The organism is Saccharicrinis carchari, from assembly GCF_900182605.1.
Classification (GTDB): domain Bacteria; phylum Bacteroidota; class Bacteroidia; order Bacteroidales; family Marinilabiliaceae; genus Saccharicrinis; species Saccharicrinis carchari.
Genome location: NZ_FXTB01000006.1, coordinates 199,673 through 220,634 on the forward strand (window position 1 = coordinate 199,673; position 20,962 = coordinate 220,634).

Genomic DNA, 20,962 nt, shown 5'->3' on the forward strand with positions numbered 1-20,962 from the left:
CTTTGCCCAATTTATGCTTCTCCAAGTCAAAATCAAAGTCATTCCCCAAACCCCTCACCACCCCCTATTGCTAACATTTCTCTTTTTCTTCTAATCCGATCGTATCTCGCCGCTATTCCTGGCCATTTCCATTTATTTCTATTTGCCCTATTTAGACTGATTATGTATTACAGCATACATGATAATCCCCGTTTTTTTTTTGAAGGATACATTGTATTTTACAAGTGATTAACGAATAGTTTCTTTAATGAAAATAAAAGAGATTGCGGATATACTGGATGCCCAGGTGGTATGTGGTTCGGAATATTTAGAAAACGAGATAACCCGTGGTTTTGCCAGCGATTTAATGAGCGACGTACTAACCTTAGATACCGATAAGGTGGTACTGATAACCGGCTTGGCTAATGTACAAACCATCCGAACCGTAGAAATGTCGGAAATTAATTGCATTGTGTTTGTGCGTAACAAGCAGGTAACACCGCAAATGCTGGAACTGGCGGGCATGGAAGGTTTAGTACTAATACAATGTAAATATTCCATGTTTAAAGCTGTGGGCAAGTTATACGAGGCAGGTTTGTTACCCGTTTATTAAAGCATTATGAAACGCGCCATAGCCTGCTCTTCGAAAGCGGAGAGAATACTTCTCACAAAGAGGGACTGATTAGTTTGGGAGAGTTCCCCCGATAAAAAATCGGGGCAGGCTATCCCGCAATGGCGGGATAAGTTAGTGGCAATTAAAAAAGAATATCTAGACACATGAAATTTGTTTATGAAGTAGAGGGAGGAGATTTTTCCAAGGCGGGCAACGCTGCAAGTGGCGTAAAAAAAGTACTGAAACAACTGAACGTAAATCCTAAAGTGATTAAACGAACAGTGGTAGCCTTGTACGAAGCCGAAGTTAATATAGTGGCTCATGCCTACAAGGGTACCATAAACATTAACATTAACACAGCAGATATATCTATTGTTTTGGATGATGAAGGGCCCGGCATACCCGATATTGAACTGGCCATGCGCGAGGGCTTCTCAACAGCATCCAGTGAAGTACGTGAAATGGGTTTCGGTGCAGGGATGGGGCTTCCCAATATAAAAAAGAATGTAGACGAGCTTAAGGTGAGCAGCATAGTAAACAAAGGAACCAAAGTAGAGATGAAAACTAATTTATAGAACTTGTAAGATTCCTATGAAACAAAAAAATACCAATGACGGCTAATAATTGACATAGATAATGTTTACGAGAATTGACGAATTCTTTTTTTGATGGATTTTTAGTTTTATAAATTATTCGAAACGTGCAACATGAAATATTTTCTTTGCTTCGTTTCTTTTATCACGAAAAAAAAATGAAGAGCCCCCTCCGGCTAAAGGAGAGTAGAGGGGGACACATAGCTTAAAAGGTTTCAAGTGAATGATTGCCGTATTTCTATAGCCATACCCTCTCCCTGCAAGTCTTTTCTAACGTTAGGGAAAGACTAAAGAGCGTATTTGTATAATCTGTTAAGAGAACCATCAACGCAAATGAAAAAGCAACAAATATATCATGCCTTAAAGGTTGACAAAGATATTTGTTACGGATGCACCCATTGCATGAGTGTGTGCCCTACCGATGCTATTCGTATAAACAAGGGTAAAGCGTTGATACTCAAAAAGCGATGCGTAGATTGTGGCGAATGTCTTAAGGCCTGCCCCGTAGATGCCATTTATGTAGAGCAGGACGATTGGGACAATATATTTGATTATGAATGCCGCGTGGCACTGGTACCGGCAGTTTTTACAGGTCAGTTTCCTACTTCCATTTCCGAAGAGGAGATATTTAGCATTATGAAGGAATTGGGCTTTACCCATGTTTTTCAGGCCGAATTTATGGTGGATGTTATCAATGGCCTCATGAACGACCAGATGCAGTCGAAAGCCGAAAAGCCCCTGATATCCACCTTTTGTCCTTCCGTTGTTCGACTCATACAGGTCAAGTTTCCATCGCTGATCGATAATATAGCCTCGGTAAAACCACCGGTAGATGCTTCGGCGGCTTTTTATCGCAAGTTGTTGGCTACTCAAGGCGTGCCCGAAAAAGAAATAGGTATTTTTTATATTACCCCTTGTGCTGCTAAAATTGCTGCCCTCAAAGGCATAAACAATGATGAAGATACAGTGATAAACGGGGTAATTAATATGCGCTACCTCTACAATAAACTATATACCCGAATAAAAAATAACAAAACAGGAACCAGCCAACTTCCCGTCCTTCCTCATCTGTCCGCAAAAGCTACGCAATGGAGTTTAACGCGTGGCGAAACCGATAACATGAAGGGTACCTGCCTTGCCGTGGACGAAATACATAATGTAATAGAGTTTTTAGAGCTTCTGGAAAATGAGGAGATTCCAACGGTAGATTACCTGGAGTTGCGTGCCTGCGATCAAGGCTGTGCCGGAGGGGTGCTGCTACATGGCAACCGCTTTTTAACCGTAGAAAGAATGAAACTGAGAGCAAAGCAGTTAGAAAGTGAAAACGGCGATGTGGATTGGAAAGCGCATAATGACATTATTGAAGATAAAGATTTATTTATAAGTAAGGTAAATCCCTTGCCAGCCATGGCGCTGGATACAGATTTTTCAAAAGCCTTAAAAAAAATGGAACGCATCCGAAACCTGATGTGCTATTTACCGGGTATCGATTGTGGTGCCTGTGGATCGCCCCATTGCCAGGCTTTGGCCGAAGATGTAGTGCAACGCAAAGCCAACCTGAGTAACTGTGTTTTTTTACAGCGGATGATGGAAAAAAGCAATAAGCTAAGTAGTGAGCACGCCATTCGTATCATTGAAAAAACATGGGGCAAAGACAGATTGAGTAAGGACTGTAAAAAGTTAGGAGCTAAAAATGAAGGTATGTGATTTGGTCGATCAACTCGACTTAAAAGTATTTTGTGGTAATCAAGGCATCAACAATTCTGTGCTTGGCGCTTATGTGTCCGATTTACTAAGCGATGTGATGGGCAACGTAGATGAAAACCAAGTATGGATTACCCTGCAAACCCACAAAAACGTTGTGGCTATCGCTTCTTTAAAAGAGGTAGCAGCCATCATTCTGGTTAAAGGCCACGAGCCCGAGCAAGCAGCCCGGGAACAAAGCAACCAGGAAGGCATCCCCATATTGGGAACCAAACTGGAAACCTTTGAAATAGCCGGCAAATTATATGCGCTGTTAGAAAAAAGATAATAAAAATTAACGCGGTGTCCCTGTGCCACTGTGTTCATTTGTCTTTATACTTGATACTAAAAACTTGATACTCATTTACAATGAAAAACTATCGGGTCGATCTACATATCCATACGGTACTTTCGCCCTGCGCGAACTTGCAGATGAGCCCCGATGTGATTGTTGAGCGGGCCCTGGAACAACAGTTAGACATCATAGGCATTGCCGACCATAACAGCACCAAACAGTGCGAAGTGATACGACAGATGGGCCACGAAGTAGGATTAACGGTTTTATGTGGTGCCGAAATAAACACCAAAGAAGAGGTGCATTGCCTTACGTTCTTTGAAGATAGCAACCAACTCAACCAATTTCAGCAATATCTGGACACACATCTCCCCAGGATAAAAAATAAACCGGAGTTGTTCGGCGACCAGGTTTGGGTAGATAAAGACAATAATATTTTAGGCGAAGAACTAAGACTGTTGATTGTGGGTTTGGATGCATCGATTGACGAAGTGAACAGAAAAGTAGCCGAGTTGGGCGGATTGTTTATTCCGGCACACGTGGATAAACCCCGTAACAGCATATCCAGTCAATTGGGTTTTTTACCTGGCAATCTTACTGTTTCGGGAGTTGAGCTCAGCGCCAATGCTAATATGGAAGCGTTTAAAAATAAACATCCGTGGATAAAAAAATATAGCCTTATCACCAATTCCGACGCCCATATACCGGAACAGATTGGGAGCAGTTATACCATAATGCAATTGCAGGAATCATCGTTTAATGAAGTGAAAATGGCCTTGAAAAACGAAACCGGAAGACGGGTATTGAGTATAATGAAAAAAGGAGAGCGTTATGGAGTATGATGCTGTATATAATTAATTTAGACGGATCAGATACGAATAGCTGTAATCTTGTAAAATATAAAAAATGAAGAATATAATCTTACTTTCTATTTTAGTTCTGTTTTCTATCAGCTGCGTAACTACAAAAAAATACGCCTCCATTGTTGATCCAAAAACAAAAGACGTAAGAGCGGAGTCTAACTTAAATGATTGGTTACTTGTACATACAGAACAGGCAGAGCCGCAGCAAACTAAATACAACCAAAAGAAAAATTCATTTGTACCGGCCATTTTTTATTGGGGATGGAACTCCACCATCGAATGTGAATTGGATTTTAACACACGATTGGAATACGTGAGAAATGGAATTTATAGGGCTGCAGATAGTCTTGATTTGAAACAGTATGCAGGTGATAAAAAAATAGAAATTAAATTGAAGGATATCCCCGGCAAGTTTCTGTACGAAAATAAAGGCAACACAATTATTGTAGTGGTTGCCTATGCGGTAAGTGTGTTTGAAGCAATAAGTCCCTATCCAATAAATCTCACATACGATTACACAATTACAAACAATGGAGAATCGAATGCTCAGGGTGAAGGATCTATTCAAAACAAAGAGCAACCGTTAGGGAACAGAAAGCATTCTACCAAAAAATTTACTTGGATGTACCTGGACGAATATAAAAAAGAAACCGACAGAATGGGGGTTGAACTTGTAAAAGACTTGATTAACGAATTAAAATCTTAAAAAAACATGCGCGACATATCCATGCACCTACTTGATATAGTCGGAAATTCGGTCAGAGCCGGAGCCGCACTCGTTGAGGTGTCCGTCATTGAAAACACGAACGAGGATACCATGGTGTTGATCGTTAAGGATAACGGTTGCGGCATGGATAAGGAAACAATTGCAAAGGCGATGGATCCCTTTTTTACTTCGCGCACTACCCGTAAGGTGGGGATGGGCATTCCCCTGTTACAGCAAAACGCACAACTAACAGGTGGAAACGTGCTTATTGAGTCGCAACCGGGAAATGGAACTTTACTTACCGCTACATTTATCCGTTCGCATATAGACAGGCCGCCTATGGGTGATTTACCCGGAACCCTAAGCCTGATGGTAGCAGGAAACCCCAATGTCGATTTTTGTTTTACGTACCGTATAAATGAACAGGAATATATATTTAATAGCCGCTCAGTAAAAAGCGTGCTCGATGGTGTTGAAATAAGCCAAGCCCCAGTTATAAAATTTATAAAAGAAATGATAAACGAAAACCTAACGGAAATTGGAGTGGAGATGTGAAATAGCTGTTTGCTGTAAGCAGTAAATTCACCCCCATCCCCACACCTACGGTGCGGTACTTCCCCCTCCTCCAAAAAATGGGAGAGGGAAGAGTTTGCAAATTAAATGAGATGAGTTGTTGTAAAAATATGCTTCACTCAACGGATTCCCCTCCTTAAAAAAAGGAGAGCCTGTCCCGAATTCGCATTCGGGAGTTAGATGATGTTGAGGTACGAAACATCAGACGGGGTGGTTTTGAACCTAATCCTTTTTTTAGTAATTTTTACAAAGGAAAGCAACTTTGTGTAATTCGTGGATCGAGAAAACATTGCGCAGCAATATCTATAAACCCAAATGGAGTGAAACGACATACCGCCACCGTAAATTTAATTAAAGGCTTGTCTGTCACACTCAGGGAGCTTGAAACTCTTAAAACTCAAACGATATGGCAAAAGTAAAAACCTTAGATGATCTAAAAAAGATGAGAGAAGGACTTCAGTCGAAGATTAGCCTTCGTGAAAACAGCGATCGTCCCGAAAAATTAGTTCAGATAAAAGTGTCGATGGCCACCTGCGGCATTGCTTCAGGGGCCAAGGAAACCATGAGTTATCTGATTGAAGAGTTAGATAATAGAGCCCTGGATGCGGTGGTAACACAAACGGGCTGCATGGGCTATTGCCACTCCGAACCCACCATCGAGGTGCACGTACCCGGAACCGATCCGGTGGTATATGGCGATGTAGATATTAAAAAGGCCGAGGAGATCATTACCAAGCACATCATTGGTGGTGAGTTGGTCGATGGTATAATACCTGCCGCCTATAAAACATCAAACGAACATCGTAACGAAAAATAATTCAGCGCTATGGCCAAATACAATAGTCACATTTTAGTCTGCGGAGGCACCGGATGTCGTGCTTCCAAGGGCGAGGAGATCGTTGAAAACCTAAAGCAAGCGGTTACCGATAACAGCTTAGACGATCAAATACAGGTGGTACGTACAGGTTGCTTCGGTTTTTGCGAAAAAGGCCCCATCGTAAAAATGATTCCTGACAATACTTTTTACGTCCACGTTAATCCCGAAGATGCCGACGAGATTATTTCGGAGCATCTGATAAAAGGACGCAAAGTAGATCGTTTGTTGTATGTCGATCCCGAAACATCGGAACACATCACCGATTCGAAGCACATGGGGTTCTATAAAAAGCAGATTCGCATCGCATTGCGCAATTGCGGTTTTATTAACCCCGAAAATATAGACGAATACATTGCCCGCGATGGGTATGCTGCCCTGGGCAAGGTACTTAGCGAAATGACACCCGAAGAAGCCATTAAAATAATTAAAGACTCGGGATTGCGCGGACGTGGCGGAGGCGGATTCTCAACTGGCTTAAAATGGGAGATAACCAACAAAGTAATGAGCGACATAAAATATGTGGTGTGCAACGCCGATGAGGGCGACCCGGGTGCTTTTATGGATCGCTCTATCCTGGAAGGCGATCCCCATTCGGTTTTGGAAGCCATGGCCATCTGTGGCTATTGCATCGGTGGAAGCCATGGTTTGATTTACATACGAGCCGAGTACCCTCTGGCTATCAATCGATTAAAAATAGCCATCGATCAAGCCCGGGATTTGGGCGTTTTGGGTAAGGACATCTTCGGTACCGGATTTGATTTTGATGTGGAGCTGCGCTACGGTGCCGGTGCTTTTGTGTGTGGCGAGGAAACCTCCTTAATACACTCCATGGAAGGTTTGCGCGGCGAACCTACCGTTAAACCTCCCTTCCCCTCGGTAAGTGGTTATAAAGGCATGCCCACCAACGTAAACAATGTGGAGACCTTTGCCAATATTCCTGCTATCGTTATCAATGGATCCGAATGGTTTTCGTCTATCGGCACCGAAAAAAGCAAAGGTACCAAGGTATTTGCGCTCGCCGGTAAAATCAATAACGTAGGTCTGATAGAAGTGCCCATGGGTATTACCCTGCGCGAGGTTATTTTTGATATTGGCGGAGGCATCAAGGACGGCAAAAAGTTTAAATCCGTACAAACAGGAGGCCCCTCCGGGGGATGTCTTACCGAAAAACACCTCGATATTCCCATCGACTACGACACTTTATTGGCCAGCGGCTCCATGATGGGATCGGGTGGTATGATAGTGATGGATGAGGACGACTGTATGGTTTCTGTAGCTAAGTTCTACCTCGATTTTACGGTGGAGGAATCCTGCGGCAAGTGTGCTCCCTGCCGCATAGGCAATAAGCGTTTATATGAGATGCTGGATAAAATTACCAAGGGAAATGCCAGCCAGGAAGATCTGGGGATATTGCGCAATTTGGGTAATGTTATTAAAGATACCTCACTTTGCGGCTTAGGGCAAACATCGCCTAACCCCGTACTTTCCACTATGGATAATTTCATGCACGAATACCTGGCTCATGTGAAGGACGGAAAATGCCCGGCCGGGCAGTGTAAGGATCTGATGATGTACGTCATCGATGCGGTGGCCTGCGTGGGTTGCACCCTCTGTGCCCGTGTTTGTCCGGTAGATGCTATATCAGGCGATAAAAAACAACCCCATATAATCGATGCCTCCATTTGTATAAAATGTGGCGCCTGCATGGAAAAGTGTAAATTCAATGCCATCAGCATCCAGTAACCAATTTAAAGATCATAGCAATGGATATCGTAAAATTAAATATAGACGACAAAGCAGTAGTAGTTGAAAAAGGCACTACCCTGTTAGAAGCTGCCCAAAGCGTGGGGGTGAATATCCCTACCTTGTGCCACCTGAAAATGCACGATTTAAATGTGGAGAACAAACCCGGCGGCTGCCGCATTTGTGTGGTGGAGGTAGAAGGCAGACGAAATCTGGCTCCGGCCTGCAAAACGGAATGCACCCAGAATATGAACGTTAATACCCACTCGTTACGTGTAATAAACGCACGCCGCACTGTAATGGAACTCATCCTGTCGGATCATCCCCCCGAATGTCTTACTTGTGTTAAAAACGGCAAATGCGAATTGCAGACTATGGCACAGAACCTGGGCATTCGCGAAATCCCCTTCGCAGGGGAACAATCGCATTACAAAATAGACCGCTCGCCTGCCATCATCCGCGACATGGACAAGTGTATTATGTGCCGCCGCTGCGAAATGGCCTGTAACGTGCTGCAAACCGTGGGTTGCCTCTCGGCTATCAACCGGGGTTTTGAATCGGTGGTAGCACCGGCTTTTGAGATGGATCTGGAAAAATCTACCTGTACCTATTGCGGGCAGTGTGTGGCCGTTTGCCCAACAGGAGCGCTCTCCGAGGTGGACAATACCCGCAAGGTGATCGCTGCCCTGGTAGATCCCGCTAAAACCGTGGTGGTACAAACCGCACCCGCTGTGCGTGCCGCATTAGGCGAGGAGTTTGGCATGGAACCAGGCACCTTAGTAACCGGAAAAATGGTGTCTGCATTAAAAAAACTGGGTTTCGATAAGGTGTTCGATACCGACTTTGCTGCGGATCTCACTATCATGGAAGAGGGAACCGAGCTGCTGGATCGCCTAAACAAGCATCTGACAGGCGATAAGAATGTAAAACTGCCTATCCTTACCTCTTGCTGTCCGGGATGGGTTAATTTCTTCGAAAGCAACTTCCCAGATATGTTGGATGTTCCTTCCACAGCCAAATCGCCCCAACAGATGTTTGGCGCCATAGCCAAAACGTATCTGGCCGACAAAATGGGTATCAAGCGGGAAGATATGGTGGTAGTTTCCATCATGCCTTGTCTGGCAAAAAAATATGAAGCGTCCCGTCCGGAGTTTGCCGTGAATGGAAATCCGGATGTAGATTTGTCTATCGACACTCGCGAGCTAGCTCAGATGATAAAAGGTGCCAATATCAATTTTATGGAACTAACGGATGAAGCGTTTGACAACCCTATGGGCGAATCTACCGGTGCCGGTGTTATTTTTGCCAATACCGGCGGTGTGATTGAAGCGGCGGTGCGCACCGCTTACGAAGTACATACCAAAAAGAAACTGGAGAAAGTGGAATTTGAGGCATTACGCGGTTTCGAGGGTATCCGCTCGGCCGAAGTAGATTTTGACGGACTTCCCCTAAAAATTGGTATCGCCCATGGCCTGGGGAATGCCCGTAAGTTACTGGAAGATGTACAAGCCGGGAAATCGCAATATCATGCCATCGAAATAATGGCTTGCCCTGGTGGGTGTATCGGCGGCGGCGGACAGCCCTACCATCATGGTCATTCAAGCATACTCAAAAAAAGAGCGTCGGCCATTTATCGTGAGGATGCGGGCAAAGCCATACGTAAATCGCACGAAAACCCCTTCATTATTAAGTTGTACAAAGAGTTCCTTGGTGAGCCGGGCAGTAAACTGGCACATCAACTGCTGCACACCCAATATTTTGACAAGAAAAAAAAGGTGGAGATTAAAAATGATTAACAAGATAAGTACAAAGTATCAAGTGCAAAGTATCATAATACGTAGATAGATAATATTTTATTTGAAATGGAACATAACAGGTTGGTATCTTATCATTAGGATTATTTTATTTTTTAGCAGCATATCGCTACATATACAAAGGATTCGGTACGATTTGTTCCAAACTTGTTTTCGAAGGACTTTAACACCTTCACCTTGATGCTTTTATGTTAATAATTCAATCTTGATACTTGACTCTTTTTTTATTGAATAACTTATATCAAAAGCAATTCGATATGGCAGAATTAAAATTAGCAGACAGCAAAGTCCGGGAACTAAAGGATGTTTGCAAAAAATTCGATTACGATAAAAGCGAATTGATTAATGTGTTGCACCAGGCACAGAGTATCTTTGGCTATTTGCCCGCTGAGGTGCAGGAAGTGGTGGCCGATGAGTTAAAAGTGAATGTAGCCCACGTATATGGCGTAGTTACGTTTTATTCGTTTTTCACCATGATACCCAAGGGCCGACATCCCGTTTCGGTGTGCATGGGCACAGCCTGCTACGTGCGCGGTGCCGAAAAAGTGCTTGATGAATTTAAGCACCTGCTGAATGTGAAGGTTGGCGAAACTACCCCCGATGGTAAATTTTCACTGAGCAGCCTGCGCTGCGTGGGGGCTTGCGGATTGGCTCCGGTAGTTACCATTGGCGAAAAAGTATATGGTCGCGTAGCCGCCGAAGATGTGAAGAATATTTTGGCAGATTATAGCTGATAGCAGATGGTTTATGGCCGAAGGAAGCGTAGCGCAAGAAACGTTGCTATGAGCATGTAGGCTTTTTCGCTCAACAAAGCTTCTTCCCTGGTAGTGACAGACAAGCCAATTAAATTAAAGTGGCGATATATCACTTCCCCCGGTTTTGGATTTGGAGCCTGGTGCTTGTCCGTTGTTCTTAAGGTGCGACTATTATTTTACCCGGATCTGGACAAGCCAGAACCAACTTTAGTCGCACTTCAAGTACACTTAAAATTCATGTAATCCTTGGATATCAAATAAAAAATATGACGACAAAAAAACCATCAACCCCGATAGAAATATTCTCGGGTGATTTATATGAAGCCGAAATGGTAAAAAACCTGTTGGAGAATGAAAACATAGAAGCCTTCTTAAAAGATGAGTACATCGGCACCATTGCACCATGGTATAGTGCGCCAGGCGGAGCCGGCTCTGTAAAGGTAATCGTTTTAAGTAAGTATTTCGAAAAGGCCCGACGTATAGTTGAAGCATATGAGATGCAAAGACATAAATAAAATTGGGATGCGTGTAATTGATGCCTATCCTAATAACTTGATATTCGATAAAAAATGGTGGGCAAAACAAACAGCACGCTGGCATCCTGGAGAGGTTGATTTTTAACCAAACTATATAAAAAAGGATTAAATCGAGCTCTCTACTTTTTTGATTCTGAACAAGGGCAATAAGCATCATTCATTCAATGATTCCTAACCATTTCTGTAATAATTATATGAAAGTGGTGCCCAAACTAACCTTTAAGGTCTGGCATTTAGAAATACAAAGCGCAAAGAGACAGGTTCTATGGCAGACACAACACGATCCCTCCAACATTATCTATAGATGGCCTGCTCGTATGGTGTAGTGCAAAGCTACAATATCAACAGCTTAATACAGTAACAAATTAAAGTGCCCGCTATTGGGGAGTCTGACAAGGCAATTGAAAAACGCAAAGTAGCCTTAAACCTAAATCAGAACATCTATTACACAAGCCACTGGTTTTCTTTCCCTTAAGAATAAACACCCTCTTCTTACAATACATAATCCAAAATTGGATGTGAGCTGAATGGCTTCAGCTTAAACATCCAAATAACTCCCATAACACAAACCGCTAAAGCAATTACAATGCCCAATGAGTCGGAGGACGAATGGCCTCCAAAAATAATGTATTGATAAAACCTCATTCATTTAGGAGGCAACAGCTGGGTATGTTTTATTATATCGCAACTATTGAATACAGCCTATTTTCCTCAATTATACACCACCTGTAGTTTAAATGTAAAAGTGTCGGCAAAAGAGTGATTAAAAAGACACTAAGTTCCTGATAATATACAAGTTTATACTTTTTTAAGAGTGTTTATTGTGAGGTTTAAATTTCTGTCTAGTGAGTTTTAAATGAGTCTTATTTTTAGTGATAAAATACATTTGATGATATGTTTGTCATGTTTTAATGATTTTTTACAATAAAATAAAAATATTAATCATTTGAATTTATCCAATTATGAAAGAAAATTTACAAGCTATTTTATTTTTATTACTTTTTTCCTTTTCAATATCAAGTGCACAAAACTATGAATTGGTTTGGGAAGATAACTTTGATGGGAATACATTAAACACCTCAAATTGGACCTACGACTCTCCAACAGGAGTTTGGAACTGGGGCGCTAATCAAGAGTTACAATATTACAGTTCCGATAATGTATCGGTGGGACCTGATGGTGAAGGTGGAAATGCACTAATTATTACGGCAAAAAGAGAAACTCGTGGAGGCTATCAATTTACTTCCGGTCGTATTCATACTCGGGGAAAACAAAGTTTTCGTTATGGAAAGGTTGAAGCACGCATTAAACTACCCGTTTTGTCCAATGGCTTGTGGCCCGCATTCTGGATGTTGGGCACAGAAAACGTTTGGCCTGCGAGTGGGGAGATTGACATATTAGAAGCCGGTCATGGAGAAGGTATTTCAAACAATACTCAGGAACGGACATTCAATGGCGCTTTACACTGGCAACATGCGGGTAATTACGCAGGCTACGGATATCAGCATACCGCACCTCCAAACGCAAGCCTGTACCAGTACAACACTTATACCATGTACTGGACGCCTTCGAAAATTGAAATGTTTTTTAACGATGATACCCAGCCCTATTATGCAATGGATATTTCAGGAGCTGATGCAGAGGAGTTTCGTGATTGGTCTCACTACTTCATCCTTAACATGGCCGTAGGGGGTTCTTTCCCCGGTATAACAAACCCGGCAGGTATTACCGCCCCATTGCCTGCACAAATGATGGTGGATTACATCAGGGTTTATCAAACAGAAGGAAATGAATACCCGGAGACAACGCTTCCTCCAGAATCGGACTGGAACACATGGTTCGGTGCAGGGGGAGCGGGCAGCGTGCTCTATGAGCAAGGTAATTTAGCCACTGTAGCCGTAAGCAATGCTGGTTCATTCAGTTATTCGGCTCAACTTTTTAAGGACAATATAGTGTTGCCCGATGGCGACTATGAGCTCACTTTTAAAGCAAAGGCCGATGCTGCTCGATCTATTATTGTAAATATCGGCAAGGGATTAAATGTAGATCCATGGTTTGATGCTTTTATGGATGCTCAATCATTTGATCTGACCACGGAATGGCAAACATTTACACATGTTTTTACAAAAAGTAATACCTACCCGAATGGTAAGTTGGTTTTTGAAGTGGGTAAAACTGAAAATGGTACTGCGGAAACAAGTGTTTATTTTGATGATATAGTTTTAAAGCCATCTATAGCAAGTTCTGTAAATCACAACGCTCATGATAAAACCTTGTTTGTATATCCAAATCCTGCAAAAAACAGAGTGAATGTAAAAGTAAAAACCGGAAGCAAAGTCTCATTATACAATATCTCTGGTACTTTAATAACATCAAAAACGGCTTACGAATCAACAACAACTTTTGAGTTAAATGATTTGGAAAACGGTATTTATTTTATTCGATCGTTGGGCAAGACGGCCAAGTTTATTAAGGAGTAGAATTATTAAAAATACAGCACAATGGTAATCATTGAGCTGTATTTTCTTATCAATAGAATATCTTAAAAAAAATCTTTAAACATGAAGAAAAAAACACTATTACTTTTTTTATTGCCATTCTTGTTATTCGTGGCAACAACTGCACAAAACTACAATTTAGTTTGGGAAGAAAACTTTGATGGTACAAGTTTAAACACTGATGTTTGGACTTATGATACCCCTACAGGCATTTGGAATTGGGGTTCCAATCAAGAGTTGCAGTATTATAGTCCGGACAATGTTTCGGTGGGACCCGATGGAGAAGGCAATAACGCTTTAATAATTACGGCAAAGAGAGAAGCCCGTGAAGGCTATCAGTTTACTTCAGGACGCATTCACACCCGTGGTAAAGTGGGCGTTCGATACGGGAAAATTGAAGCGCGTATTAAGTTGCCCGTACTGGCCGATGGGCTGTGGCCTGCCTTCTGGACCCTGGGAACTAAAAACGTATGGCCTGCCTCCGGAGAGATTGACATATTAGAGGGTGGTCATGCCGATGGAATTGCGGCTGGTACTCAGGAGCGATCATTTAATGGTGCGGTACACTGGCAGCATGCCGGTAATTATGCCGGGCACGGCCCCCAATATACAGCTCCTCAAGGATCGAGTCTGTATCAGTACAACACTTTCACCATGGAATGGTCTCCTTCTAAAATTGAAATGTTTTTCAACAATGAAACAGTACCTTATTTTGCGATGAATATCGATGGTGCAGATGCAGAAGAGTTTCGCGATTGGACACATTATTTTATTTTAAACCTTGCCGTGGGTGGTTCTTTTCCCGGAATTACAAATCCTGATCATATCACCGCTCCACTACCTGCACAAATGATGGTAGATTATATTAAGGTTTACCAGAAAACAGGTGAAGGCGAGGTAGTGATAACACCACCCGAGGCACCACCAACTGCCGATCAGTTCGGCATCTATACAGAAAACCCTGCTATTACCGAGCGTTTTGTTATTGATGATTTAAACAACTCGCTGCAGATTTGGGAGAATTCGCTTCAGCCTTTAAATGACGCCCCCAGTTATGATGGAACTGAGGCAATGGCATTTTATGCATTGGCTTCAAGAACATGGTTTGGTTTAGGTATAAACGCTAACAATGGTATTGACTTATCACATTATGACAATGGATACTTGAAATTTGCTTTACGTACCACTGCCGATAATAATTTTTGGATTGGCGTAGGCGATCAAGACGGAAACGAAGGAAAAGTTGAATTTAATAATGGCGCTGATCCGTATGGCTTTCAGCGCGATGGTCAATGGCACAATATATCGATCCCGGTAAGCACCTTAAAAATTGCCGGTTTAAATTTAAGTAAAGCCAGCAACATCTTTATGATAGGAGGAGAAGGGGCAGTTAGCAATATCCTGATTGACGATATCTATTATTCCACTTCACCTGATGATGTGAGTAATTCAGCTTTAAATCCTAATAGAAATGCTACTATTGAATTGATAGAAAATAAAATTGTTGCCGATTATTATGGCGTTTATACAGAAAACCCCAATGTGACAGAAAAATTGCTTATTGACGATGTTACGGGCCATATTTATTCTTGGGAAAACACCCTTGTGGGATATCCAACAGCGCCCTATGATGGAGAAGAATCATTGGCCTGGAGAACCACCAGTGACAGGGGTTGGTTCGGTTTTGGAATTCATGATGATATTGCACCGGATTTAACTCATTTTGCAAATGGAACACTGTCTTTTTCGGCCAAAACATCTTCGCAAGAAAATTTTGTTGTTGCAATTGAAGGAAAAAGTGGATCTAAAGGCGAAATTCATTTCACAGTAGGCAACGATCCGGCCGGCTTTTTAAGAGATGGCGAATGGCATCGGGTAATCGTTCCTATTGCTGATTTAAATGTTGACTTATCGGCTGTTCCGCTCCCGTTTTTTGTAACACAAGGCACTGGCTCTTCTACCATTTCAGGCTTTGCCTTTGACGATATTATTTACACGGCAGGAGCAACGCAACCTGAAAACCCAAATTTATATACTGGTGGTATAGATATTGGCGAAAGCACACATCCTCTGTGGGATAGCTGGTTTGGAGATGGTGGCAACGGAAGTGTTACCTATTTTGAAAATCACCTGGCTACAGTATCGGTAAATGAAGCAGGATGGGCTAGCTACTCCGTTCAGCTGTTTCAAGACAATATGAATCTGCCAAATGCTACTTATACATTAACATTTAGAGCAAAAGCTGATGCCCCACGCTCTATAAATGTAAATGTAGGAAAAGGATTAAATGTTGATCCCTGGTTCGATCCATTTATGGACGGTGTAACATTTGATATCACTACCGAATGGCAAACTTATACGCATACTTTTACTAAAACCAATCCGGAACCTATGGGAAAACTTGTGTTTGAGTTAGGTACGGCCACAAATGGTACGGCCGTAACCAATGTACATTTCGACGATGTAGTACTTGCCGAATCAAATGCAACCAATATAAACAAGCGTATAGAAAAAAGTTTTGCGATCTATCCTAACCCGGCAAAAGATGTGGTATACGTGATTGCTGAACCAGGAAGTGTAATTAACCTATACAATATGACAGGTAAACTGGTGGCTACCCAGCTGGCTTCCGAAACAAAGAATACTATTGATGTTTCCGCTTTGCCAAAAGGTTTATATTTGATTAAAACTGATGAAAATATCGAAAAATTGATTATAAAATAGTTTTAAATTAAACCTATAAATCACCATACTCCTACCCACAGGTGCTGAGATAAAATCAGGATCTGTGGGTTTTTTTGTTGGTAATTACTCAGAAGCGACTAAGCTACATCCTCTAAAAAAATAACGATACAACATCTTCTCAACGCAAGTGCCTACTTTCGGTAAAAAACATCTCCACAAGAAATTCTGGCATAATTATGAATGAACGTTCATTTTTTTTATTATCTTTGTACCAAAGTTAGGAAAGATATGTGCACCGTTTCTAAAGGCCAGATAAAGAGAGAAGCCCTTGTAAGGGCAACTATAAACCTTGTAAACAACAATGGTTTTCACGCCGCTCCCATGTCTAAAATTGCTAAGATGGCAAAAGTTTCCCCGGGTACCATTTATCTCTATTTCAATAACAAACAAGATCTGATCAATCAGGTTTATATAGAGGTGAAAGCTGCCTTTAGCCAATATGCTTTTAAGGATTACGAGGAACATCTTTCGGTGGAAAAGGGTTTTAAAAATATTTGGAAAAATATTGCAGAATTCAAACTAAAAGAGGTGGAAGAAGCTATGTTTCTTTCGCAATGCGATAACACGCCCATGATAGATGAAGCCGGCAGAAAGGAAGGGTTAAAACATCTGCAACCTCTCTTGGATCTTTGGGAGCGCGGCCAAAAGGAAGGGGTCATTAAACCGGTATCGCCATATATGTTGTATGCATTTAGCATTTACCCCATTGCATTTTTAATGAACATACAACAGCGTGCGTTGTATAAATTAACACCGACTCACGTAAATGATGCCTACGAAATGGCATGGAATAGTATTAAAATTTAAATAAAAAAGATAATTATGAGCACAACAAGAACGATAAATTTAAAGAACCGACCAACCGGAAAGCCTGAATTAACAGATTTTGATTTCAGCACTTCCGTAATTCCGGAGCTAAAGGAAGGAGAACTTTTGTTAAGTACTAAATATGTTTCTGTAGATCCCTATTTACGTGGAAGAATGAGCGATGCACCATCCTACATTCCGCCATTTGAGCTCAATAAGCCCATAGCATCCGGTGTTGTTGCAGAAGTTTTGGAGTCAAAAAACAGTAAGTTTAGCAAAGGTGATCATGTGTTGGGTATGATGGAGTGGAAAGAAACCCAGGTGGCAAAAGCCGATGGGCTTATTAAAGTGGATCCGGATAAGGCACCCCTATCGGCATATCTTGGCGTTCTGGGTATGACGGGACTTACCGCCTATCTGGGATTAACAGAGATAGGAAAACCAAAAAAAGGAGAGACTTTACTTGTTTCGGGTGCCGCAGGAGCGGTAGGTAGCGTCGTGGGACAAATTGGTAAAATACTTGGATTACGAGTAGTAGGTATTGCCGGAACCGATGAAAAGGTGGAAATGATCAAATCGGAATTCGGTTTTGATGAAGGTATCAATTATAACAGTACCGAGAATATGATCGAAGCCATTGCCAAAGCATGCCCCGATGGCGTAGATGTATATTTCGACAATGTTGGCGGTGAGATTTCCGATGCCGTACTCTTCAATATCAATAAGTTCTCCCGTACAATTAACTGCGGAGCGATCTCTGTATATAACAACACCGAGCAGCCCAAAAGCATCAGCGTACAGCCGTTTTTGGTAAAGAAAAGCGCTTCGATGCAAGGTTTTGTGGTATTTGATTATGCCGATAAGCATCCGCAAGGAATTATGCAATTAGCCGAATGGTTAGGTCAAGGCAAACTGCATCATACCGAAACGATTCGAGAAGGGTTTGAGAACATACCACAGGCTTTTCTAGATCTTTTTGAGGGAAAAAACAAAGGGAAAATGGTGGTGAAAATTTAAAATTTATAAGTTGCGATGGAAGAAAAAGGATATGGTCGCGTAGCCGCTAAGGACGTAAAAGTCATTTTGTCCAATATATAGATAATTCAGGGCTTGTTTCCGAAACAGCACGCGGATGACGCGAATGCAAAGCAACACAGGTTTTACAGCCAGTATTTGAAAACCGGTGTTATCCGCGTGCCAACAACAGCATTATTAAATAACCTATAACAATCAAATACAATGAAAAAATATTTTAAACTAAACAACGGCCTACAAATACCATCCATAGGATTTGGAACGTGGCAAACGCCAGATGGCAGTACCGCTATCGATGCCGTAAAAACAGCTTTAGCAGCCGGCTATAGACACATCGACACAGCGGCTATTTACAAAAACGAAGAGAGTGTTGGAAAAGGCATCAAAGAAAGCGGAATTGAGCGCGAAGAGGTATTTGTGACCAGTAAACTCTGGAATAGCGAAAGGGGATATGAAAAGACAATGCGAGCATTTGATAAAAGCTTAAACGATCTGCAATTGGATTATCTCGATATGTATCTTATTCATTGGCCAGCCGTTGAAAATCAATACAAAGATTGGCAAAAAATCAATGCCGAAACATGGCGAGCACTGGAAGAGCTGAATAAGCAAGGTAGAATTAAAACTATTGGTGTGAGTAATTTCCTTACGCACCACCTCAAACCGTTACTTGAAAGTGCAACCCTTACGCCTTCCGTAAATCAAATAGAATATCATCCGGGTTTTATGCAGCAGGACATTGTTGAACTTTGCCGCAAAAACAATATTGTAGTTGAAGCATGGAGCCCTCTTGGCACAGGAAAAATGCTGAACAATGAGACTTTGATTACCATAGCAAAAAAATATAAGGTCTCCGTGGCACAGCTATGTATCCGATGGGTATTGCAAAATGATGTTTTACCTTTGCCTAAATCGGCTTCACCCCACCGAATAAAAGAAAATATTCAAATTGATCATTTTGAGATAGCACCGGAGGATATGCAAACCATCAATAATATGGATTATTTTGGTGGTTCCGGCATGAACCCCGATACGATTAACTTTTAATATGCCCTAAACAATCTTACCGTAAGTGCAGCTCCTATTTGAGCTTTGCCTCCGATTTAGCTTACCCCAAGGGTACGCTGTCACTGAAGCTGCGACGTAAGTGTAAGCCACCATCGCCTTACGCTTGCGATATGGCTTCAGTGCAGGGGCATTGCCAACAAATTTAGCGATCAGAAAGCAGGCCTGAAGGGTAAAGTAAATATTTATCCCGCAGTTTGGCATATAAAGCAAGCTCCTTTTGCCACTTCTGTTTTATCTGAGTTTCGCTTAGCCCGGCCTGTATGTCCTTTAATACCTGCCCATCTCCTGCCAGTAAATTAAACCAACGGGTATTTAGACCAAAGCTTTCTTCGTGGCCAAACTTTTTATAAAAAGATATAAAGTAGGATAAAGTAAAACGGTGATCCTCAGCTTCCTCTCGTAAATCCATGCCATAACATTTTTTATCCTGTTGTTTGGGATGCTTCGACATGCCTTCAATACTAACAGGCGTAAAAGAAAAATCACCAGCCGTAGGATCCGGATAACCAATAACCTGGAATGGAAAGTAGGTACCTCGTCCCACGCTCACATTGCTGGCCTCAAAAAAGCATAACGAAGGGTACAAACGAAGCGAGATATAATTGGGTAAATTGGGCGATGGTTTAACCGGCAAACTGTACTTGAGGCCATGATTCCAGTTCTCCATTTCAATCACCTGCAAATCACATTTGATGCCTTTATCGAGCCAGCCCTGGCCATTTATCATCAGTGCCAGTTCACCAATTGTTAAACCGTGTACCACAGGAATGGGATGCATGCCCACAAACGATGTGTATTCCTTCTTTAGTATGGGGCCATCAAAATAATCACCATTCGGATTTGGCCTGTCCAGCACCATCATTTTAACTGAAGACTGAGCACAGGCTTCCATCATGTAGTGCATAGAGCTAATGTAAGTATAAAACCTCACCCCTACATCCTGAATATCAAAAATCACAATATCCAGATCCGCCAATTGTTCCGGGCTGGCCTTTTTATTTGAACCATACAAAGACACAATGGGCAGCCCGGTTCTTTTATCCGTATCGCTCTCAACAAGCTCACCGGCATCGTGCTCGCCTCTGAAACCATGTTCGGGTGCAAATATCTTTTGAACATGCACGCCCATGCTAAGTAAGGTATCCAGCAAATGTGTTTGCCCCACCAATGATGAATGATTAACTAAAAGGCCCACTTTTTTATCTTTAAGCATAGGTATATAAACCTCTGTACGTTCGGCTGCCGGCACTATAGTTTCCACTTCTGTTTTACTTTGCTGCGATACACACGAAAACGATAGTAAAAATAGACCACTGACGATAAAAAATAAAAACCTAATCATACCTAATCACACTTTATGTAACAGCAATAAGCTAAGCCTGCGGGGTAGAACCAAAATTCATGGGAATGTTCATCCCGGGGTTACCATCGTCAATATTTTTAATAGGACCGTGGTTGGCCTCAAAACGCTGGATATTGTCTTTCAGCGCCATCATCAGGCGCTTGGCGTGTTCGGGGGTAACCACCACCCGCGACTTCACCTGAGCCTTTGGTAATCCGGGCATTACTCGAATAAAGTCCAATACAAACTCTGAGGGCGAATGGGTGATTACGGCCAAATTTGAATAAATACCCTGTCCTATCTCTTCATTCAGCTCAATATTGAGCTGGTTTTTATTTTTCTTATCCTCCATTACTTGCTGTTTTTTATAAAAAAAT

The 20,962-nt window shown here is 42.0% G+C and carries 19 protein-coding genes; 17 read left to right on the forward strand and 2 right to left on the reverse strand.

Translation table 11 applies throughout. The features are described from left to right. Window positions 1-247 precede the first annotated feature (247 nt). From FN809_RS12415 to FN809_RS12495, 17 genes are all read left to right on the forward strand, one after another. Window positions 248-592, forward strand: coding sequence for a hypothetical protein (locus FN809_RS12415; protein WP_142533852.1), 345 nt, complete (start codon window positions 248-250; stop codon window positions 590-592). A gap of 164 nt (window positions 593-756) precedes the next feature. Continuing rightward, on the forward strand, window positions 757-1,167 hold the full coding sequence (locus FN809_RS12420; RefSeq protein WP_142533853.1) for an ATP-binding protein: 411 nt from the start codon (window positions 757-759) through the stop codon (window positions 1,165-1,167). Between the two features lie 351 nt (window positions 1,168-1,518). Beyond that, window positions 1,519-2,892, forward strand: coding sequence for a [Fe-Fe] hydrogenase large subunit C-terminal domain-containing protein (locus FN809_RS12425; protein ID WP_142533854.1), 1,374 nt, complete (start codon window positions 1,519-1,521; stop codon window positions 2,890-2,892). After that, entirely contained in the window at window positions 2,879-3,217 is a 339-nt protein-coding gene (locus tag FN809_RS12430; protein WP_142533855.1) for a DRTGG domain-containing protein, read from the forward strand. The genes FN809_RS12425 and FN809_RS12430 overlap by 14 nt, the downstream gene beginning before the upstream one ends. A gap of 80 nt (window positions 3,218-3,297) precedes the next feature. Beyond that, complete coding sequence (locus FN809_RS12435; protein WP_142533856.1) at window positions 3,298-4,065, forward strand: PHP domain-containing protein; 768 nt, start codon at window positions 3,298-3,300, stop codon at window positions 4,063-4,065. 64 nt (window positions 4,066-4,129) lie between these two features. Beyond that, complete coding sequence (locus FN809_RS12440; protein WP_142533857.1) at window positions 4,130-4,792, forward strand: hypothetical protein; 663 nt, start codon at window positions 4,130-4,132, stop codon at window positions 4,790-4,792. A 6-nt stretch (window positions 4,793-4,798) separates the two neighbouring features. After that, a complete protein-coding gene (locus FN809_RS12445; RefSeq protein WP_142533858.1) occupies window positions 4,799-5,347 on the forward strand; it encodes an ATP-binding protein in 549 nt (182 codons plus the stop codon). 424 nt (window positions 5,348-5,771) lie between these two features. After that, window positions 5,772-6,182: a (2Fe-2S) ferredoxin domain-containing protein gene (locus FN809_RS12450; RefSeq protein ID WP_142533859.1), complete on the forward strand. Its 411-nt coding sequence runs from the start codon at window positions 5,772-5,774 to the stop codon at window positions 6,180-6,182. 9 nt (window positions 6,183-6,191) lie between these two features. Then, window positions 6,192-7,985: an NADH-ubiquinone oxidoreductase-F iron-sulfur binding region domain-containing protein gene (locus FN809_RS12455; protein WP_142533860.1), complete on the forward strand. Its 1,794-nt coding sequence runs from the start codon at window positions 6,192-6,194 to the stop codon at window positions 7,983-7,985. Between the two features lie 20 nt (window positions 7,986-8,005). Then, window positions 8,006-9,781 carry an NADH-dependent [FeFe] hydrogenase, group A6 gene (locus FN809_RS12460; protein ID WP_142533861.1) on the forward strand — a complete coding sequence of 592 codons (1,776 nt, stop codon included), beginning with the start codon at window positions 8,006-8,008 and terminating at the stop codon, window positions 9,779-9,781. Window positions 9,782-10,056: 275 nt separating this feature from the next. Continuing rightward, window positions 10,057-10,533 carry an NADH-quinone oxidoreductase subunit NuoE family protein gene (locus FN809_RS12465; protein ID WP_142533862.1) on the forward strand — a complete coding sequence of 159 codons (477 nt, stop codon included), beginning with the start codon at window positions 10,057-10,059 and terminating at the stop codon, window positions 10,531-10,533. Between the two features lie 287 nt (window positions 10,534-10,820). Then, window positions 10,821-11,069: a DUF2007-related protein gene (locus FN809_RS12470; RefSeq protein ID WP_142533863.1), complete on the forward strand. Its 249-nt coding sequence runs from the start codon at window positions 10,821-10,823 to the stop codon at window positions 11,067-11,069. Between the two features lie 983 nt (window positions 11,070-12,052). Further along, entirely contained in the window at window positions 12,053-13,570 is a 1,518-nt protein-coding gene (locus FN809_RS12475) for a family 16 glycosylhydrolase (RefSeq protein ID WP_142533864.1), read from the forward strand. 81 nt (window positions 13,571-13,651) lie between these two features. Further along, window positions 13,652-16,312, forward strand: coding sequence for a T9SS type A sorting domain-containing protein (locus FN809_RS12480; RefSeq protein WP_142533865.1), 2,661 nt, complete (start codon window positions 13,652-13,654; stop codon window positions 16,310-16,312). Between the two features lie 249 nt (window positions 16,313-16,561). After that, a complete protein-coding gene (locus tag FN809_RS12485; RefSeq protein WP_262709426.1) occupies window positions 16,562-17,140 on the forward strand; it encodes a TetR/AcrR family transcriptional regulator in 579 nt (192 codons plus the stop codon). Between the two features lie 15 nt (window positions 17,141-17,155). Further along, a complete protein-coding gene (locus tag FN809_RS12490; protein WP_142533867.1) occupies window positions 17,156-18,157 on the forward strand; it encodes an NADP-dependent oxidoreductase in 1,002 nt (333 codons plus the stop codon). A 222-nt stretch (window positions 18,158-18,379) separates the two neighbouring features. Then, window positions 18,380-19,222 (forward strand): aldo/keto reductase, encoded by an 843-nt coding sequence (locus FN809_RS12495; protein ID WP_142533868.1) that lies wholly within the window; start codon window positions 18,380-18,382, stop codon window positions 19,220-19,222. 163 nt (window positions 19,223-19,385) lie between these two features. Here the strand turns inward: FN809_RS12495 and FN809_RS12500 are convergent, their stop codons facing one another. Then, window positions 19,386-20,585 carry an exo-beta-N-acetylmuramidase NamZ family protein gene (locus FN809_RS12500; protein WP_142533869.1) on the reverse strand — a complete coding sequence of 400 codons (1,200 nt, stop codon included), beginning with the start codon at window positions 20,583-20,585 and terminating at the stop codon, window positions 19,386-19,388. Window positions 20,586-20,616: 31 nt separating this feature from the next. Next, window positions 20,617-20,937, reverse strand: a complete 321-nt coding sequence (locus FN809_RS12505; RefSeq protein ID WP_142533870.1) for a DUF3467 domain-containing protein — start codon at window positions 20,935-20,937, stop codon at window positions 20,617-20,619. Window positions 20,938-20,962: the final 25 nt, after the last annotated feature.

What these genes read in the sequence shown, in the direction of transcription:
- FN809_RS12500 (WP_142533869.1), bottom strand. Translation starts at nt 20,585, where the DNA reads ATGATTAGGTTTTTATTTTTTATCGTCAGTGGTCTATTTTTACTATCG.
- FN809_RS12415 (WP_142533852.1), top strand. Translation starts at nt 248, where the DNA reads ATGAAAATAAAAGAGATTGCGGATATACTGGATGCCCAGGTGGTATGT.
- FN809_RS12460 (WP_142533861.1), top strand. Translation starts at nt 8,006, where the DNA reads ATGGATATCGTAAAATTAAATATAGACGACAAAGCAGTAGTAGTTGAA.
- FN809_RS12495 (WP_142533868.1), top strand. Translation starts at nt 18,380, where the DNA reads ATGAAAAAATATTTTAAACTAAACAACGGCCTACAAATACCATCCATA.
- FN809_RS12505 (WP_142533870.1), bottom strand. Translation starts at nt 20,937, where the DNA reads ATGGAGGATAAGAAAAATAAAAACCAGCTCAATATTGAGCTGAATGAA.
- FN809_RS12450 (WP_142533859.1), top strand. Translation starts at nt 5,772, where the DNA reads ATGGCAAAAGTAAAAACCTTAGATGATCTAAAAAAGATGAGAGAAGGA.
- FN809_RS12465 (WP_142533862.1), top strand. Translation starts at nt 10,057, where the DNA reads ATGGCAGAATTAAAATTAGCAGACAGCAAAGTCCGGGAACTAAAGGAT.
- FN809_RS12485 (WP_262709426.1), top strand. Translation starts at nt 16,562, where the DNA reads ATGTGCACCGTTTCTAAAGGCCAGATAAAGAGAGAAGCCCTTGTAAGG.
- FN809_RS12455 (WP_142533860.1), top strand. Translation starts at nt 6,192, where the DNA reads ATGGCCAAATACAATAGTCACATTTTAGTCTGCGGAGGCACCGGATGT.
- FN809_RS12445 (WP_142533858.1), top strand. Translation starts at nt 4,799, where the DNA reads ATGCGCGACATATCCATGCACCTACTTGATATAGTCGGAAATTCGGTC.
- FN809_RS12430 (WP_142533855.1), top strand. Translation starts at nt 2,879, where the DNA reads ATGAAGGTATGTGATTTGGTCGATCAACTCGACTTAAAAGTATTTTGT.
- FN809_RS12470 (WP_142533863.1), top strand. Translation starts at nt 10,821, where the DNA reads ATGACGACAAAAAAACCATCAACCCCGATAGAAATATTCTCGGGTGAT.
- FN809_RS12440 (WP_142533857.1), top strand. Translation starts at nt 4,130, where the DNA reads ATGAAGAATATAATCTTACTTTCTATTTTAGTTCTGTTTTCTATCAGC.
- FN809_RS12435 (WP_142533856.1), top strand. Translation starts at nt 3,298, where the DNA reads ATGAAAAACTATCGGGTCGATCTACATATCCATACGGTACTTTCGCCC.
- FN809_RS12425 (WP_142533854.1), top strand. Translation starts at nt 1,519, where the DNA reads ATGAAAAAGCAACAAATATATCATGCCTTAAAGGTTGACAAAGATATT.
- FN809_RS12490 (WP_142533867.1), top strand. Translation starts at nt 17,156, where the DNA reads ATGAGCACAACAAGAACGATAAATTTAAAGAACCGACCAACCGGAAAG.
- FN809_RS12420 (WP_142533853.1), top strand. Translation starts at nt 757, where the DNA reads ATGAAATTTGTTTATGAAGTAGAGGGAGGAGATTTTTCCAAGGCGGGC.
- FN809_RS12480 (WP_142533865.1), top strand. Translation starts at nt 13,652, where the DNA reads ATGAAGAAAAAAACACTATTACTTTTTTTATTGCCATTCTTGTTATTC.
- FN809_RS12475 (WP_142533864.1), top strand. Translation starts at nt 12,053, where the DNA reads ATGAAAGAAAATTTACAAGCTATTTTATTTTTATTACTTTTTTCCTTT.